This is a genomic window from Pseudomonas sp. XP2 (assembly GCF_053557975.1).
Genome location: NZ_JBNRIK010000002.1, coordinates 253,107 through 267,551, shown reverse-complemented (window position 1 = coordinate 267,551; position 14,445 = coordinate 253,107). Strand labels below are relative to the sequence as shown.

Annotated in this window: 10 protein-coding genes; 6 read left to right on the top strand and 4 right to left on the bottom strand. The window is 63.6% G+C overall.

Annotated elements, in window-relative coordinates:
- Positions 1-100: 100 nt before the first annotated feature.
- Positions 101-1,528: a mechanosensitive ion channel family protein gene (locus tag ACK1VC_RS04080; RefSeq protein WP_016489792.1), complete on the top strand. Its 1,428-nt coding sequence runs from the start codon at positions 101-103 to the stop codon at positions 1,526-1,528.
- Between the two features lie 108 nt (positions 1,529-1,636).
- Here ACK1VC_RS04080 and amaA read toward each other — a convergent pair whose 3' ends face one another.
- Together amaA and amaB are read right to left on the bottom strand one after the other, a co-directional pair.
- Entirely contained in the window at positions 1,637-2,923 is a 1,287-nt protein-coding gene (amaA, locus tag ACK1VC_RS04075; protein WP_023047191.1) for an L-pipecolate oxidase, read from the bottom strand.
- Positions 2,924-3,085: 162 nt separating this feature from the next.
- Positions 3,086-4,576 carry an L-piperidine-6-carboxylate dehydrogenase gene (gene amaB / locus ACK1VC_RS04070; RefSeq protein ID WP_016489794.1) on the bottom strand — a complete coding sequence of 497 codons (1,491 nt, stop codon included), beginning with the start codon at positions 4,574-4,576 and terminating at the stop codon, positions 3,086-3,088.
- Positions 4,577-4,711: 135 nt separating this feature from the next.
- On the opposite strand from amaB, the gene ACK1VC_RS04065 reads away from it, so the two are divergent.
- Entirely contained in the window at positions 4,712-5,602 is an 891-nt protein-coding gene (locus tag ACK1VC_RS04065) for a LysR family transcriptional regulator (RefSeq protein ID WP_016489795.1), read from the top strand.
- Positions 5,603-5,828: 226 nt separating this feature from the next.
- Positions 5,829-7,223 carry a 2-oxoadipate dioxygenase/decarboxylase HglS gene (gene hglS / locus ACK1VC_RS04060; RefSeq protein ID WP_023047189.1) on the top strand — a complete coding sequence of 465 codons (1,395 nt, stop codon included), beginning with the start codon at positions 5,829-5,831 and terminating at the stop codon, positions 7,221-7,223.
- Between the two features lie 113 nt (positions 7,224-7,336).
- Here the strand turns inward: hglS and ACK1VC_RS04055 are convergent, their stop codons facing one another.
- The gene (locus ACK1VC_RS04055; protein ID WP_016489797.1) at positions 7,337-8,263 is read right to left on the bottom strand and encodes a LysR substrate-binding domain-containing protein; all 927 of its coding nucleotides are present in this window, start codon (positions 8,261-8,263) and stop codon (positions 7,337-7,339) included.
- Between the two features lie 154 nt (positions 8,264-8,417).
- On the opposite strand from ACK1VC_RS04055, the gene ACK1VC_RS04050 reads away from it, so the two are divergent.
- Positions 8,418-9,806: a NorM family multidrug efflux MATE transporter gene (locus tag ACK1VC_RS04050; RefSeq protein ID WP_191087103.1), complete on the top strand. Its 1,389-nt coding sequence runs from the start codon at positions 8,418-8,420 to the stop codon at positions 9,804-9,806.
- A gap of 82 nt (positions 9,807-9,888) precedes the next feature.
- Here ACK1VC_RS04050 and ACK1VC_RS04045 read toward each other — a convergent pair whose 3' ends face one another.
- Complete coding sequence (locus ACK1VC_RS04045) at positions 9,889-11,556, bottom strand: putative bifunctional diguanylate cyclase/phosphodiesterase (protein WP_016489799.1); 1,668 nt, start codon at positions 11,554-11,556, stop codon at positions 9,889-9,891.
- A gap of 294 nt (positions 11,557-11,850) precedes the next feature.
- On the opposite strand from ACK1VC_RS04045, the gene rep reads away from it, so the two are divergent.
- Positions 11,851-13,860, top strand: a complete 2,010-nt coding sequence (gene rep, locus ACK1VC_RS04040; protein ID WP_016489800.1) for a DNA helicase Rep — start codon at positions 11,851-11,853, stop codon at positions 13,858-13,860.
- A 64-nt stretch (positions 13,861-13,924) separates the two neighbouring features.
- Positions 13,925-14,445, top strand: a 521-nt coding sequence (gene xpt / locus ACK1VC_RS04035) for a xanthine phosphoribosyltransferase (protein WP_449117856.1), incomplete at its 3' end; no start/stop codon positions are given.

Below are 14,445 nucleotides of genomic sequence, written 5' to 3'. Positions count from 1 at the left end.
TGGGGTTTACCCCGCGAAGAGGCCGGTGCAGGCCCCATTGCCTGCAGCAGCAACCTGCTCTATTACTACCCACAGCCCTACCCTCACCCCCGAGACCACCATGCTGGCGTTCATCCAGTCCTTCCCGTTGTTGCTCGGTACTGCCCTGATCTTGCTCGACCTCATGCTCTGGCAAGTCATCCCCATGCAGCGCCGTGCCTGGCGCATTGGCACGCGGCTGGTGATATTCCTGCTATTCAGCTCGGTGCTGGTGGCTGCCGGCATGAGCCCGCTGCAACCGCCACCCTGGCCCGACGATGTCTCGCGCAACCTCATGGCCACGGTACTGGCCATCGGCTGGTGGCTGTTTGGCGCGCGCACGGTCACGGTGGTGTTCGGCCAGCTGCTGGTCGCCCGTGGCAGCCATGGCGGCCGGTTGCTGCAGGATGTGCTGGGGGCTTTGATCTTTCTGGCCGCCGTCGTGGCTGCCGCGGGCTATGTGATGCAGCTGCCGGTGAAGGGCTTGCTGGCCACGTCCGGGGTGATGGCCATCGTCATCGGTCTGGCGCTGCAGAGCACCCTGGCCGACGTATTCAGCGGCATCGTGCTGAACACCACGCGGCCCTATCAGATTGGCGATTCAATCTCCATCGACGGTACCGAAGGCAAGGTGCTGGACATCGACTGGCGCGCCACGCGCTTGCTGACCGGCAGCGGCAGCCTGGCGGTGATCCCCAACTCGGTCGCGGCCAAGGCGCGGCTGCTCAACCACAGCCGCCCGGCCGATGTGCATGGGGTGTCGATCAGCGTGGTGGTGCCGGCCAAGGTGCGGCCCAAGCGGGTATTCGATGCGCTGGAAAAGGCCCTGCAGGGCGTCAGTGCCATTCTTGCGACCCCAAAGCCGAAGGTGACGGTGAAGGCCTCGACGCTGGAGTCCGTGGAGTACGAGGCCAGCGGCTTCGTGGCCGACGCGGGCACCAAGGGCGACGCACGCAATCAGCTGTTCGACCTTGCCCACCGGCACCTGGAGGCCAGCGGGGTGATGTGGAACGTGGACCTGGCCCTGCCGCCGCGCAGCCGCCAGCGCGAGGTGCTGGACGAAGTGCGGGTGTTCCGCTCGCTAAGCGATGAGGAGCGCGACGCGCTGAGCCAGCGCATGACGGCGGTGGAGTACCTGGCGGACCAGGTGATACTGGGAGTTGGCGAGCTTTCCGAGCATTTGCTGGTGATTGGCAGCGGTGTGGTTTCGGCGTCGGTGCGCGAGGGCGACAAGCGGATCGAAGCCGGGCGCATGGGGCCGGGAGAGGTGCTGGGAATCGAGGGCATCATTGATGAGGATGACTCATTCGCCGAGTTCCGCACGCTGACCAGTTGCGTGCTGTACCGCATCGAAAAGGAACAGGTGAAGAGCTGTTTGCAGCAGCGTGGCGAAGTGCAGACGGCGTTGAGCAAGTTGCAGCGGTTCCGGCGGCAGAGCCGGGAATCGTTGTTGCTGCAGAAGCCGGCCCTGATCAAGAAAGGCGGCTTCCTCAGCTGGCTGCACAAGTAAGCCTGCGCCGGCCTCTTCGCGGGCAAGCCCGCTCCCACAAGAACACCACAGGTTTCAGCATCTGCGCGATCACTGTGGGAGCGGGCGCGCCCGCGAAGAGGCCAGTACTTACAACACAACCCTCAGGCACTGCCCCGCGTGGTACAGCGAGAAGCCGGACTCGTAGAACGCAGTCCGCAGCGAAGGCGCACTCACGCCGCTCATGGGCGAGAACGGAATCGGCAGGCTGTCCGCGTCACCCTTGAGCAGAAACTCGGCAAAGGCACGGCCGATCACGGTACCTGTGGTGTTGCCCCGCCCGTTGTAACCCGTAACCGCCACCAACCCCGGCGCAGGCTCGAACAGGCGCATCAGGTGGTCGGGGGTAAAGTCGATACAGCCGGTCCAGTGCATTTCCCACTCGACCTTGCCCAGCTCCGGGTAGTAGTGGCTCTGGATACGGTCCGCCCAGCTGCGCACAAACCACGACGGCTTGTTGTCGACCCGGCCCAGGCTGCCGAGCAGCAGGCGGCCCTGATCGTCGCGGCGGATGCTGCTGAGCACGGTACGGGTGTCCCACGAGCCTTGGCCGTGTGGCAGCACTTTATCGGCTGCGGCGCCCTGCAGCGGCTTGGACGCCACCTGATAGTAGTAACCGCGGAAGAACTGCTTTTGCAGGTTGCTCCAGTCACCTTCGGTGTAGGCGCCCGTGGAAATCACAACCTTGTCGGCGCGCACCGAGCCACGCGCAGTCTTCACCCGCCAGCCATCGCCATCACGCTCCAGGCCTTCAACCGAAGACTGCTGGAACAGCTTGCCACCCAGGCGCGCCACGGCAGCCGCCAGGCCCTGGGTGTAACCCATGGGGTTGATGGTGCCGGCGCGGCGGTCGAGCAGCGCGGCGGAAATCTTGTTGGTACCGCAGTATTCCTGGCATTGGGCGCCGGTCAGCAGCTCCACGTCGGCACCGCGGCGGCGCCATTGTTCGTGGCGGGCTTCGAGGTCGGCAATGCCGGTGGCGTTGTGCGCCATGTGCAGCGTGCCTTTGTGCTGGGCCTGACAGTCGATGCCCAGACGCTCGATCATGGCGAACACTTCGCCAGGGGCTTCGCCGAGCACCTTGTTCAGGCGGCTGCCCTGCTTCTGGCCGAGGGTGGCCTCGACGTCGTCGGGGCGGATCCAGGTGCCGGCGTTGACCAGGCCGACGTTGCGCCCGGAACCACCGTGGCCAATCTTCCAGGCCTCCAGCAGGATCACCGACTTGCCCTGTTCGAGCAGATGGATGGCCGCCGACAGGCCGGTAATGCCGCCGCCGATCACGCAGACATCAGCCTTGTGCTCACCGGCCAGGGCCTGGGCGGCAACGGTCGGTTTGCTGACGTGTTCCCACAAGCATTGTTGACGCAGTTCGGACATGGCCCGGCTCCAGCAGTGTTGTTCTTATAGCGTTGGGGCGGCGCTGCCGCCCATTCGCGGGACAAGCCCGCTCCCACAATGATCAGTGCCACCTGCACGATCCCTGTGGGAGCGGGCTTGCCCCGCGAACCGGGGGCTATGCCCCCGGCCTTGCAGCATGGATCAGTCGAACACGATACCCTGCGCCAGCGGCAGCTCGCGCGAGTAGTTCACGGTGTTGGTCTGGCGACGCATGTAGCCTTTCCACGCATCCGAACCCGACTCACGACCACCGCCGGTTTCCTTCTCGCCACCAAACGCACCGCCGATCTCGGCACCGCTGGTGCCGATGTTGACGTTGGCGATACCACAGTCGCTGCCCGAAGCACTCTGGAAGCGCTCCGCCTCACGGATGTCGGTCGTGAAGATGCACGACGACAGGCCTTGTGGCACTTCGTTGTTCAGGCGCAGGGCCTCTTCGAAGTCGTCGTAAGCCAGCACGTAAAGAATCGGGGCGAACGTTTCGTGGCGCACCACGTCGCTCTGCGCCGGCATTTCGGCGATGGCAGGCGATACGTAGTAGGCGTTCGGGTACTGGTCGGCCAGCTGACGCTCGCCACCAAACACCTGGCCACCTTCGTCGCGGGCCTTGGCCAGCGCACCCTGCATGGCGTCGAACGACAGCTTGTCGATCAGCGGGCCCACCAGGTTGTCTTTGCGTGGGTCGCCAATACGCACTTTGCCGTAGGCGGCTTTGACGCGGGCAACCACTTCGTCCTTGATCGAGCGGTGCACGATCAGGCGGCGCAGGGTGGTGCAACGCTGGCCGGCGGTGCCCACCGCCGAGAACAGGATGCCCCGCACGGCCAGGTCCAGGTCGGCGCTCGGCGCCAGGATCATGGCGTTGTTGCCACCCAGCTCGAGGATGCTACGGCCGAATCGGGCAGCTACACGTGGGCCGACTTCGCGCCCCATGCGGGTGCTGCCGGTGGCGCTGACCAGCGGTACGCGCGGGTCATCGACCATGGCTTCGCCAGCTTCACGGCCGCCGATCACCAGTTGTGCCAGGCCAGCCGGGGCATCGCCGAAGGCTTTCAGGGCTTTGTCGAACAGCGCCTGGCAAGCCAGAGCAGTCAGCGGGGTCTTTTCAGACGGTTTCCACACCACCGAGTTACCGGCCACCAAGGCCAGGGCGGTGTTCCAGGCCCATACGGCAACCGGGAAGTTGAAGGCGCTGATGACGCCAACCACGCCCAGCGGGTGCCAGGTTTCACGCATGTGGTGGCCCGGGCGCTCGGAGGCGATGGTCAGGCCGTACAGCTGGCGCGACAGGCCCACGGCGAAGTCGCAGATGTCGATCATTTCCTGCACTTCGCCCAGGCCTTCCTGGGTGATCTTGCCGGCTTCGATCGAGACCAGCTCGCCAAGGTCGGCCTTGTGCTCACGCAGCACTTCGCCAAACAGGCGCACCAGTTCGCCACGGCGCGGGGCTGGCACAGTGCGCCAGGCCTCGAAGGCGCTCTGGGCCTGATCGATGCGGGCGATGGTCTCGGCCTTGCCAAGCAGTTTCACCGAGGCGATCTGGCTGCCGTCGATCGGCGTGTGAACAGGGTAGTCGCCCTGGGTGTAAGCCTCGGCGGCAACGCCAAGGCGCTCGAGCAATCCAGCAACCATTGTGTTTCTCCTACATCGGGTGATGGGGTGGAAAAATGATGTGGATCAGTATTAATCCGATCACATAGGTACAACAAACGACCTTTATTCCGCATATCATTCCATCAGGTAATGATTTGAGCCGCAGAGACCACTATGTCCAAACGCCTGGTGCCTTCCATGACCGCCCTGCAGTGCTTTGAAGCTGCAGCCCGTCATTTGAGCTTTACCCGTGCCGCCGAAGAACTGCACCTGACCCAGAGCGCCGTCAGCAAGCAGGTAGCGCAACTTGAAGACATGCTGCGCCATCACCTGTTCCTGCGCATCCGCCGGCGCCTGCAACTGACCCCGGCCGGCAGCCTGTACCTGGCCGAGGTCAACAAGATCCTCACCCAGGTGGACATGTCCAGCCGCTACGTGCTCACTTACGGCGAGCAGACCGAGATATTGAAAGTAGCCACTCAACCGAGTTTTGGCGTGCGCTGGTTGATCCCGCACCTCAAGGGTTTTGGCAAACGCCACACCAACATCCACCTGGACATCCGCAACGAGATGGAGCCGTTCGCCCTGCTGCAGGGCTCGGCAGACGTGGTGTTCTTTTATGGCCAGGGCACCTGGCCTGGTGCCACCTGCGTGGAGCTGTTCCGCGAAGAGGTGGTGCCGGTGTGCGCGCCGGAGCTGCTGGCCGGGCGCACGCTGGGCGATGCTGCAGAACTGGCCGACCTGGTGCTGCTGCAAAGCACCTCACGGCCCGAGGCCTGGCATGAGTGGTTCCTGGAGCTGGGTTTGCAAAGCGTCAGCGCCTACCACGGGCCACGCTTCGATACGTTCTATATGGCCTTGAGCGCGGCGCAGGCGGGGTGCGGGGTGGCGTTGGTGCCGCGTTACCTGGCGGCGAAGGAGTTGGCCGAGGGTAGCCTGGTGGTGCCGTGGAACCATGCGATGCGCAGTGCCGGGGCGCATTACCTGGCGTATGCCGAGCATGCGGCGGAGGTGCCCAAGGTGCGGGCGCTGGTGGAATGGATTCAGGAGCAACTTCAGGCTTGAGATTGCCGGGGCAGCGTTGCGGCGCATTCGCGGCACAAGGCCACGCCTGCAAACAGCACGCGGTCCCCTGTAGGAGCGGCCTTGTGCCGCGAATGGGCTGCAAAGCAGCCCCAATGGCCCTGAAGGTCGATCAAAAAAGGAATGACACACTCACTTTTTTTCGCTTGTGAGCCAAGTGCATTCCCAGCTTTCATGTAAGCGTCCGAACCCAACCAGGAAGCTAGCGATGCCCGCCCACGATTTCGTCAGCCCAGACAGCATTCGCGCGCAGTTCTCTGCCGCCATGTCGCTCATGTACAAACAGGAAGTGCCGTTGTACGGCACGCTGCTGGAGCTGGTGAGCGAAATCAACCAGCAGGTCATGGCCCAGCAACCCGAGGTTGCCCAGGCCCTGCGCTGGACCGGCGAAATCGAGCGCCTGGACCACGAGCGCCACGGCGCCATCCGCGTCGGCACCGCCGAAGAACTGGCCACCATCGCCCGCCTGTTTGCCGTCATGGGCATGCAGCCGGTCGGCTACTACGACCTCAGCTCCGCCGGTGTGCCGGTGCACTCCACCGCCTTCCGCGCGGTACACGAGCAGTCGCTGCACGTCAGCCCGTTCCGTGTGTTCACCTCGCTGCTGCGCCTGGAGCTGATCGACAACCCGCAGCTGCGTGAGCTGGCACAGAGCATCTTGGCCAAGCGCCAGATCTTCACCCCCCGCGCCCTCGAACTGATCGCCAAGTGCGAGCGCGATGGCGGCCTGAACGCAGCCGATGCCGAAGCGTTCGTGCAAGAAGCGCTACACACCTTCCGCTGGCACCATGACGCCACCGTCACCGCCGAGCAGTACCAGCAACTGCACGACCAGCACCGCCTGATTGCCGATGTGGTGGCCTTCAAGGGCCCGCACATCAACCACTTGACCCCACGCACCCTGGACATCGATGCGATCCAGCTCGGCATGCCGGCCAAGGGCATCCCGCCGAAAGCCGTGGTCGAAGGCCCGCCCACCCGCCGCCACCCGATCCTGCTGCGCCAGACCAGCTTCAAGGCCTTGCAGGAAAAGGTCGCGTTCAGCGACCAGCAGGGGAGCGAAGGCAGCCACACCGCGCGCTTTGGCGAAATCGAGCAACGCGGTGCAGCCCTGACGCCGAAAGGTCGCCAGCTGTACGACAAGCTGCTCGACGCCACCCGCGCCGCCCTGGGTGGCGCACCGGCCGAAGCCAATGCCGAGCGCTACATGGCCTTGCTCAAAGATACCTTTGCCGAGTTCCCGGATGACCTGGCGCAGATGCGTGAACAAGGCCTGGCGTACTTCCGCTACTTTGCCACCGAGAAAGGCCTGGCTGCGCGTGACCAGGAAGGCCGCCCGACCACCCTGCAGGGGCTGATCGATGCTGGCCATGTGCATTTCGAGGCATTGGTGTACGAGGACTTCCTGCCGGTGAGCGCAGCGGGGATCTTCCAGTCCAACCTGGGCGACGATGCGCAGGCCGAGTACGGCAGCAATGCCAACCGGGATGCATTCGAAGCCGCGCTGGGGCTGCCGGTGCAGGATGAGCTGGCACTGTATGCGCAGAGCGAGCGCCGCTCGCTGCAGGCTTGCGCACAAGCGTTGAACCTGGGCTCGATGTAAAACCGTCTCGGCCTCTTCGCGGGCTTGCCCGCTCCCACAGGTGCAGTGTCGGTCCAAGGCATACGACAAACCTGTGGGAGCGGGCGAGCCCGCGAAGAGGCCGGTACAGGCGATCAGAGAGGCGGCAGGATTTCCACATCCGGTAGGTCCATCGCCGCCACCTCGTCTGCCAGAAAGTCACTCAAGCGCCGCAACCGCTCGCCACCCGGCCGGGTGCGCGGCCATACCAGGTAGTAGTCCATCCCACTGGGCACTGCTGTCGGCCAAGGCAGGCTCAACCGCCCCTGCGCCACATCTTCGGCCACCATCAGCAAATCACCCATGGAAATCCCGTAGCCCCGCGCTGCGGCAATCATGCCCAGCTCCAGGGTGTCGAACACCTGCCCGCCCTTGAGCGAAACCTTGTCGCCAAGCCCCATGCGCTCCAGCCATTCCCGCCAGTCACGCTTGTCCACCGTGGGGTGCAGCAGTTCGATAGAGGCCAGCCGGCACACATCCCAGGGTTCTTCGTCGAGCAGGTCGGGCGCGCCGACCGGGATCAGCAACTCTGGAAACAGCTTGCGCACCTCCCACTCCGCCGGGAACACGCCATCACTGAGCAGCACCGCACAATCGAATGGCTCCTGGTTGAAGTCCACGTGGTCGACGTCCATCCAGGCGCTGGTCAGCTGCACTTCGTTACCCGGTTGCAAGTGCCGGAACCGGCTCAGGCACGCCAGCAACCAGCGCATGGTCAATGTCGATGGGGCTTTCATGCGCAGGATGTCATCTTCACCGCGCAAATTATCGCAGGCCCGCTCCAGCGCCGCGAAGCCTTCGCGCACCCCCGGCAACAGCACCCGCGCCGCTTCGGTCAATTGCAGGCTGCGGCCGCTGCGCACGAACAGGCGACAGGCAAAGTGCTCTTCCAGCGTGCGGACATGCCGGCTGACAGCACTTTGGGTAATCGACAATTCTTCGCCGGCACGGGTGAAGGAGCAATGCCGCGCGGCAGCTTCGAATGCGCGCAGGGCATACAACGGAGGGAGCTGTCGGGACATGAGGTACCTGCCATACCGGGCTGTGAAACTAATCATCAATAAGCATATATACATGAGTCAGACTCATGCCAATGATCGCTTTTATCCTTTTGAACAAAGTTGACCAAAGCCTCAGAATCGCCCTTCGTTGTTTTCCCAGGAAAGGACCGCCCCCATGCATGTCGCGCCCACCACAGAACTCAAGGCTTTGCTGCGCCTGGCCGGGCCGCTGATCGCCTCGCAGTTGGCGCATATGCTGATGGTGCTGACCGATACCCTGATGATGGCCCGTATCAGCCCACAGGCACTGGCCGGTGGCGGCCTGGGTGCGGCCAGCTACTCGTTCGTGTCGATCTTTTGCCTGGGCGTGATCGCTGCGGTCGGCACCTTGGTGGCGATCCGCAAGGGCGCCAACGACATCGAAGGTGCCACCCGCCTGGCACAGAACGGCGTGTGGCTGGCCTGGGGCCTGGCGATGATCGCCGCGCTGGCCCTGTGGAACCTCGAGCCAGTACTGCTGCTGTTCGGGCAACAGCCCGAAAACGTTGCCTCGGCCGCCGAATTCCTCACCCTGCTGCCACTGGCGCTGCCCAGCTACCTGACCTTCATGGCCTTGCGTGGCTTTACCAGCGCGCTGGGCCGCTCGACCCCGGTGATGGTGATCAGCGTGGTCGGCACGGTGCTCAACTACCTGTTCAACGTGGCGTTGATCGAAGGCATGTTCGGCCTGCCAAAACTGGGCCTGATGGGCATCGGCCTGGTCACCGCAGTGGTATCGCTGGGCATGGCCATCGCCCTGGCGCTGTACATCCGCTGGCATTCGGCCTATGCCGCCTACCCGCTACGCAAAGGCCTGTCGCGCCCGTCGCTGCCGGCCCTGCGCGAGCTGTGGCGGCTGGGCTTGCCGATTGGCGGCACCTACATGGTGGAGGTGGGCCTGTTCGCCTTCGCTGCGCTGTGCATGGGTGTGCTGGGCAGCACCGAACTGGCGGCGCACCAGATCGCCCTGCAGATCGTGTCCACCGCGTTCATGGTGCCGACGGGCTTGTCCTATGCGGTGACGATGCGCGTGGGCTTGTACTACGGCGCTGGCAACCTGCTGGCGGCGCGCAGCGCCGGGCGCGTGGGCATCGGCTTTGGGGCAATGATCATGTTTGCCTTCGCCGCACTGTTCCTGCTGCTGCCCGAAGCGCTGGTAGGACTGTTTATCGACCGCAATGATCCGGCCTTTGCCGCGATCTTCCGGGTGGCTGTGCAGTTATTGATGGTGGCGGCATGGTTCGAACTGTTCGACGGCATGCAGACGATTGCCATGGGTTCGATCCGTGGGCTGAAAGATGCCAAGACCACCTTCCTGATCGGGCTGGTGTGCTACTGGCTGGTGGGTGCGCCGAGCGCCTGGTTGTTCACCTTTACCCTGGGCGGTGGCGCCGTGGGGATCTGGTGGGGGCTGGCGCTGGGCCTGGCATGTGCGGCAGTGGCGCTGACATTTGGCTTTGAGTGGCGAATGAAACGGTTATTGGGGAAGGCGCAAGCGCGTGCAGAGGCTGCTGCTTCGGCCTGACTTCCGGGGCCTCTTCGCGGGCACGCCCGCTCCCACAGGATTGTGGGGTCCCTGTGGGAGCGGGCGTGCCCGCGAAAGGGCCCTAAGGGACAACATTCAGCTGACGGCCAGGCACCTTCAGCAAAAAATCGATCAGCTCCCCGACCGGCAGCGGCTTGCTGACCAAAAAGCCCTGCACCTGGTCACAGCCAAACCCGCGCAACAAGGCCAGCTGCTCTTCACTCTCCACCCCTTCGGCCACCACCTCGAGGTTGAGGTTGTGCGCCAGGTTGATCATGGCGTGCACCAGCTTGCGGTTCTCCTCGCGCATTTCCATTTCTGCAACAAAGCTGCGGTCCACCTTGAGCAAGGTGATCGGCAGGCTGTTGAGGTGCACGAACGAAGAAAACCCGGTGCCGAAATCGTCTAGGGAGAAGCGCACGCCCAGGCGGCCGAGGGCGTCCATGGTCTGGCGCACCAGCTCGTTGCGGCGCATCACCGCCGTTTCGGTCAGTTCGAACTCCAGCCAGCGCGCGTCCACCCCATGCTCAAGGATCAGCCGACTCAGGGTGGCCAGCAGCTGGCTGTCCTGGAACTGACGGAAACTCAGGTTTACCGCCATGTGCAACGGCTCCAGACCGCGCTCGCACAGCGCCTGCATGTCGCGCAAGGCGCGGGAGATGACCCAGTAGCCCAACGGCACGATCAGGCCGCTCTGCTCTGCCAGGGGCACGAACTCGCTGGGCGGTAACAGCCCGCGTTCGGCATGGCGCCAGCGCACCAGCGCCTCCAGGCCGACGATGCGCCCATCGGCCAGGTCGAGCCGCGGCTGATAGTGCAGCTCCAGCTCGTCACGGCGCAGCGCACGGCGCAGTTCGCTTTCCAGGTCGGCAAGGCTGCGGGCGTTGCGATTGATGCGCTCGTTGAACACATGGAAGGTACAGCCCTGGCTGCCCTTGGCCTGGCGCATGGCAATGTGCGCATGCCACATCAGCGGGTCGGCGCCGCTCTGCGCGCGGGCATGGGCCAAGCCCAGGCTGCACCCCAGCAGCAGGCTTTCGCCGTCGATCCAGTAGGGTTCGGCCAAGGCCTCTATGATGCGTTCGGCGATCCATTCGGCGCGGTTGGCGTCGCGTCGGGTGTCGATCAGCAAGGCAAACTCGTCGCTGCCCAGGCGCGCCAGCTGGTCGCCAGCCTCCAGCTGGTTTTGCATCCGCGCCACCACTTGCAGAATCAGGCGGTCACCGCTCTGGTGGCCGAGCGCATCGTTGACGTGGCGGAAGTTGTCCAGGTCCAGGTGGCCCAAGGCAATGCCACGGCCATCGTTTTCGGCCAGCCGCGCGGTCAGCAAGGCCTGAAAGCCCTGGCGGTTGGCGATGCCGGTCAATGGGTCCTGTTCGGCCAGGCGCTGCAAGGTGGCCACCAGCACTCCACGTTCGCGCACATGGCGCAGCGAGCGGCGCAGGGCGTCGGCATTGAGCTGGTCGCGTACCAGCCAGTCGCTGACCGCGCCGGGCGCCACCTCAGGCTCGTGATCGAGCAGCAGGATGGTCGGTAGCTCGCAGCGCCCAGGTGCCGGCTGCAGGGCTGGGGTTGCCAGCACCACGGCCTGGCGATCATGGCTGAACAGGCTATCCACCGCGTCCCAGTCAGGCGCGGTCAGCAGCACTGCACTGCCGTTCAGGGCAGGCATGCATGCGTGCAACAAGGCGGCCCATTGCGGCTCATCAGCCAACAGCAGCAAACGCAAAGGTTCGACAGGCGTGGACAAGCGGGCTCCTTAGGACTTCACGGTGCAACGATATCAGCCATTATGCTACTGCATTAATGAAAATGATTTTCACTTTTATACATGCATTTGCGACCGTAGCATTCCGACGTATTTTGTCGTGCATCCTGCTCGAAACGAGGGGAAGCGGCAAATATGATTTTTTCCTCTAGTAGCATTAGCCGCACTAATAATGGGACAGACAAAAGTCTGACTCAGACGTCAGACGGTCGCGCCACAACCGCCCCATGCCTGTTAGAATGCGCGGCTATTTTCTGGCGACCCCCGGTTTCTAGCATGTCCCGACTCAATCCCCGGCAGCAGGAAGCCCGTGACTACGTCGGCGGCCCTCTTTTGGTGCTCGCCGGTGCAGGTTCGGGCAAGACCAGCGTGATCACGCGCAAGATTGCCCACCTCATCCAGAACTGCGGCATCCGTGCCCAGTACATCGTGGCGATGACCTTCACCAACAAGGCCGCACGCGAGATGAAGGAGCGGGTCGCTACGTTGCTGCGTCCGGGGGAAGGCCGTGGCCTGACGGTATGTACCTTCCACAACCTGGGCCTGAACATCATCCGCAAGGAGCACGAACGCCTTGGCTATAAGCCGGGCTTCTCGATCTTCGATGAGTCCGACATCAAGGCGTTGCTGTCGGACATCATGCAGAAGGAGTACTCCGGCGACGACGGCATCGACGAGATCAAGAACATGATCGGTGCCTGGAAGAACGACCTGGTGCTGCCGCCCGAGGCTTTGGAAAAGGCGCGCAACCCGCGCGAGCAGACGGCCGCCATCGTCTATACCCACTACCAGCGCACGCTCAAGGCGTTCAACGCGGTGGACTTCGACGACCTGATCCTGCAGCCGGTCAAGCTGTTCCAGGAGCACCCCGAAGTGCTCGAACGCTGGCAGAACCGGGTGCGCTACCTGCTGGTGGACGAATACCAGGACACCAACGCCAGCCAGTACCTGCTGGTGAAAATGCTGATCGGCATGCGCAACCAGTTCACCGTGGTGGGCGACGACGACCAGTCGATCTACGCCTGGCGCGGTGCGCGCCCCGAAAACCTGATGCTGCTCAAGGAGGACTACCCTTCCTTGAAAATCGTCATGCTCGAGCAGAACTACCGCTCCACCAGCCGCATCCTGCGCTGTGCCAACGTGCTGATCGCCAACAACCCGCACGCGTTCGAGAAGCAGTTGTGGAGCGAGATGGGCGTGGGCGACGAGATCCGCGTGATCCGCTGCAAGAACGAGGAAGCCGAGGCCGAACGCGTGGCCATGGAAATCCTCACCCTGCACCTGCGCACCAACCGCCCCTATAGCGACTTCGCCATCCTCTACCGTGGCAACTACCAGGCCAAGCTGATCGAACTGAAGCTGCAGCACCACCAGGTGCCATATCGCCTGTCGGGCGGCAACAGCTTCTTCGGCCGCCAGGAGGTCAAGGACCTGATGGCCTACCTGCGCCTGCTGGTGAACCCGGATGATGACAACGCCTACCTGCGGGTGATCAACGTACCGCGTCGCGAAATCGGCTCCACCACCTTGGAAAAGCTTGGCAACTATTCCACCGAGCGGGGCATTTCGATGTACGCCGCCAGCGAAGAGCTGGGCCTTGGCGAGCACCTGGACGCCCGCTACACCGAGCGTTTGCAGCGCTTCAAGCACTGGCTGGACGGGGTACGCCAAAAGGTTGCCCTGGAAGACCCGATCGCCGCGCTGCACGAGATGATCCGCGACATCGACTACGAGAACTGGATCCGCCAGCAGACCGCCAGCGACAAAGCGGCGGAGTTCCGTATCAGCAACGTCTGGTTCCTGGTCGAAGCGCTGAAAAACACCCTTGAGAAGGACGAAGAGGGTGACATGACCATCGAGGATGCCATCGGCAAGCTGGTGCTGCGCGACATGCTCGAGCGCCAGCAGGAAGAGGAAGAAAACGCCGAAGGTGTGCAGATGATGACCCTGCACGCCTCCAAGGGCCTGGAGTTCCCGTACGTGTTCATCATGGGCATGGAAGAGGAAATCCTCCCGCACCGCTCCAGCATCGAGGCCGACACCATCGAAGAGGAACGCCGCCTGGCCTACGTGGGCATCACCCGCGCGCGCCAGACCCTGGCCTTCACCTTCGCTGCCAAGCGCAAGCAGTACGGTGAAATCATCGACTGCACGCCCAGCCGGTTCCTTGACGAACTGCCTCCGGACGACCTGGCCTGGGAGGGCCTGGACGATGCGCCGGTCGAGGTAAAGGCCGCACGCGGCAACAACGCCCTGGCCGATATCCGGGCAATGCTCAAACGCTGATCAACCATTACTCTTTAACTTTGCCGCTATTTGCGGCGACCTTTGCTACATCGAGGAAAACAAAGTGGAAGCACTGCATCAGAAGATTCGCGAAGAAGGCATCGTGCTTTCCGACCAGGTTCTTAAAGTCGACGCGTTTCTCAACCACCAGATCGACCCGGCGCTGATGCAGCTGATCGGTGACGAGTTCGCCCGCCTGTTCGCCGACGCCGGCGTGACCAAGATCGTCACCATCGAAGCCTCGGGCATTGCCCCGGCCGTGATGACTGGCCTGAAGCTGGGCGTACCGGTGATCTTTGCGCGCAAGCACCAGTCGCTGACCCTGACCGAGAACCTGCTGACTGCCTCGGTGTACTCCTTCACCAAGCAGACCGAGAACACCGTGGCCATCTCGCCACGCCACCTCAACAGCAGCGACCGCGTGCTGGTGATCGACGACTTCCTGGCCAACGGCAAGGCGTCGCAGGCGCTGATCTCGATCATCAAACAGGCCGGCGCCACCGTGGCTGGCCTGGGTATCGTGATCGAGAAGTCGTTCCAGGGCGGCCGTGCCGAGCTGGACAGCCAGGGCTACCGCGTTGAGTC

Bases quoted from the DNA above. Each gene is read 5' to 3' on its own strand.
- ACK1VC_RS04080 (WP_016489792.1), top strand. From the start codon at position 101: ATGCTGGCGTTCATCCAGTCCTTCCCGTTGTTGCTCGGTACTGCCCTG.
- amaA (WP_023047191.1), bottom strand. From the start codon at position 2,923: ATGTCCGAACTGCGTCAACAATGCTTGTGGGAACACGTCAGCAAACCG.
- amaB (WP_016489794.1), bottom strand. From the start codon at position 4,576: ATGGTTGCTGGATTGCTCGAGCGCCTTGGCGTTGCCGCCGAGGCTTAC.
- ACK1VC_RS04065 (WP_016489795.1), top strand. From the start codon at position 4,712: ATGTCCAAACGCCTGGTGCCTTCCATGACCGCCCTGCAGTGCTTTGAA.
- hglS (WP_023047189.1), top strand. From the start codon at position 5,829: ATGCCCGCCCACGATTTCGTCAGCCCAGACAGCATTCGCGCGCAGTTC.
- ACK1VC_RS04055 (WP_016489797.1), bottom strand. From the start codon at position 8,263: ATGTCCCGACAGCTCCCTCCGTTGTATGCCCTGCGCGCATTCGAAGCT.
- ACK1VC_RS04050 (WP_191087103.1), top strand. From the start codon at position 8,418: ATGCATGTCGCGCCCACCACAGAACTCAAGGCTTTGCTGCGCCTGGCC.
- rep (WP_016489800.1), top strand. From the start codon at position 11,851: ATGTCCCGACTCAATCCCCGGCAGCAGGAAGCCCGTGACTACGTCGGC.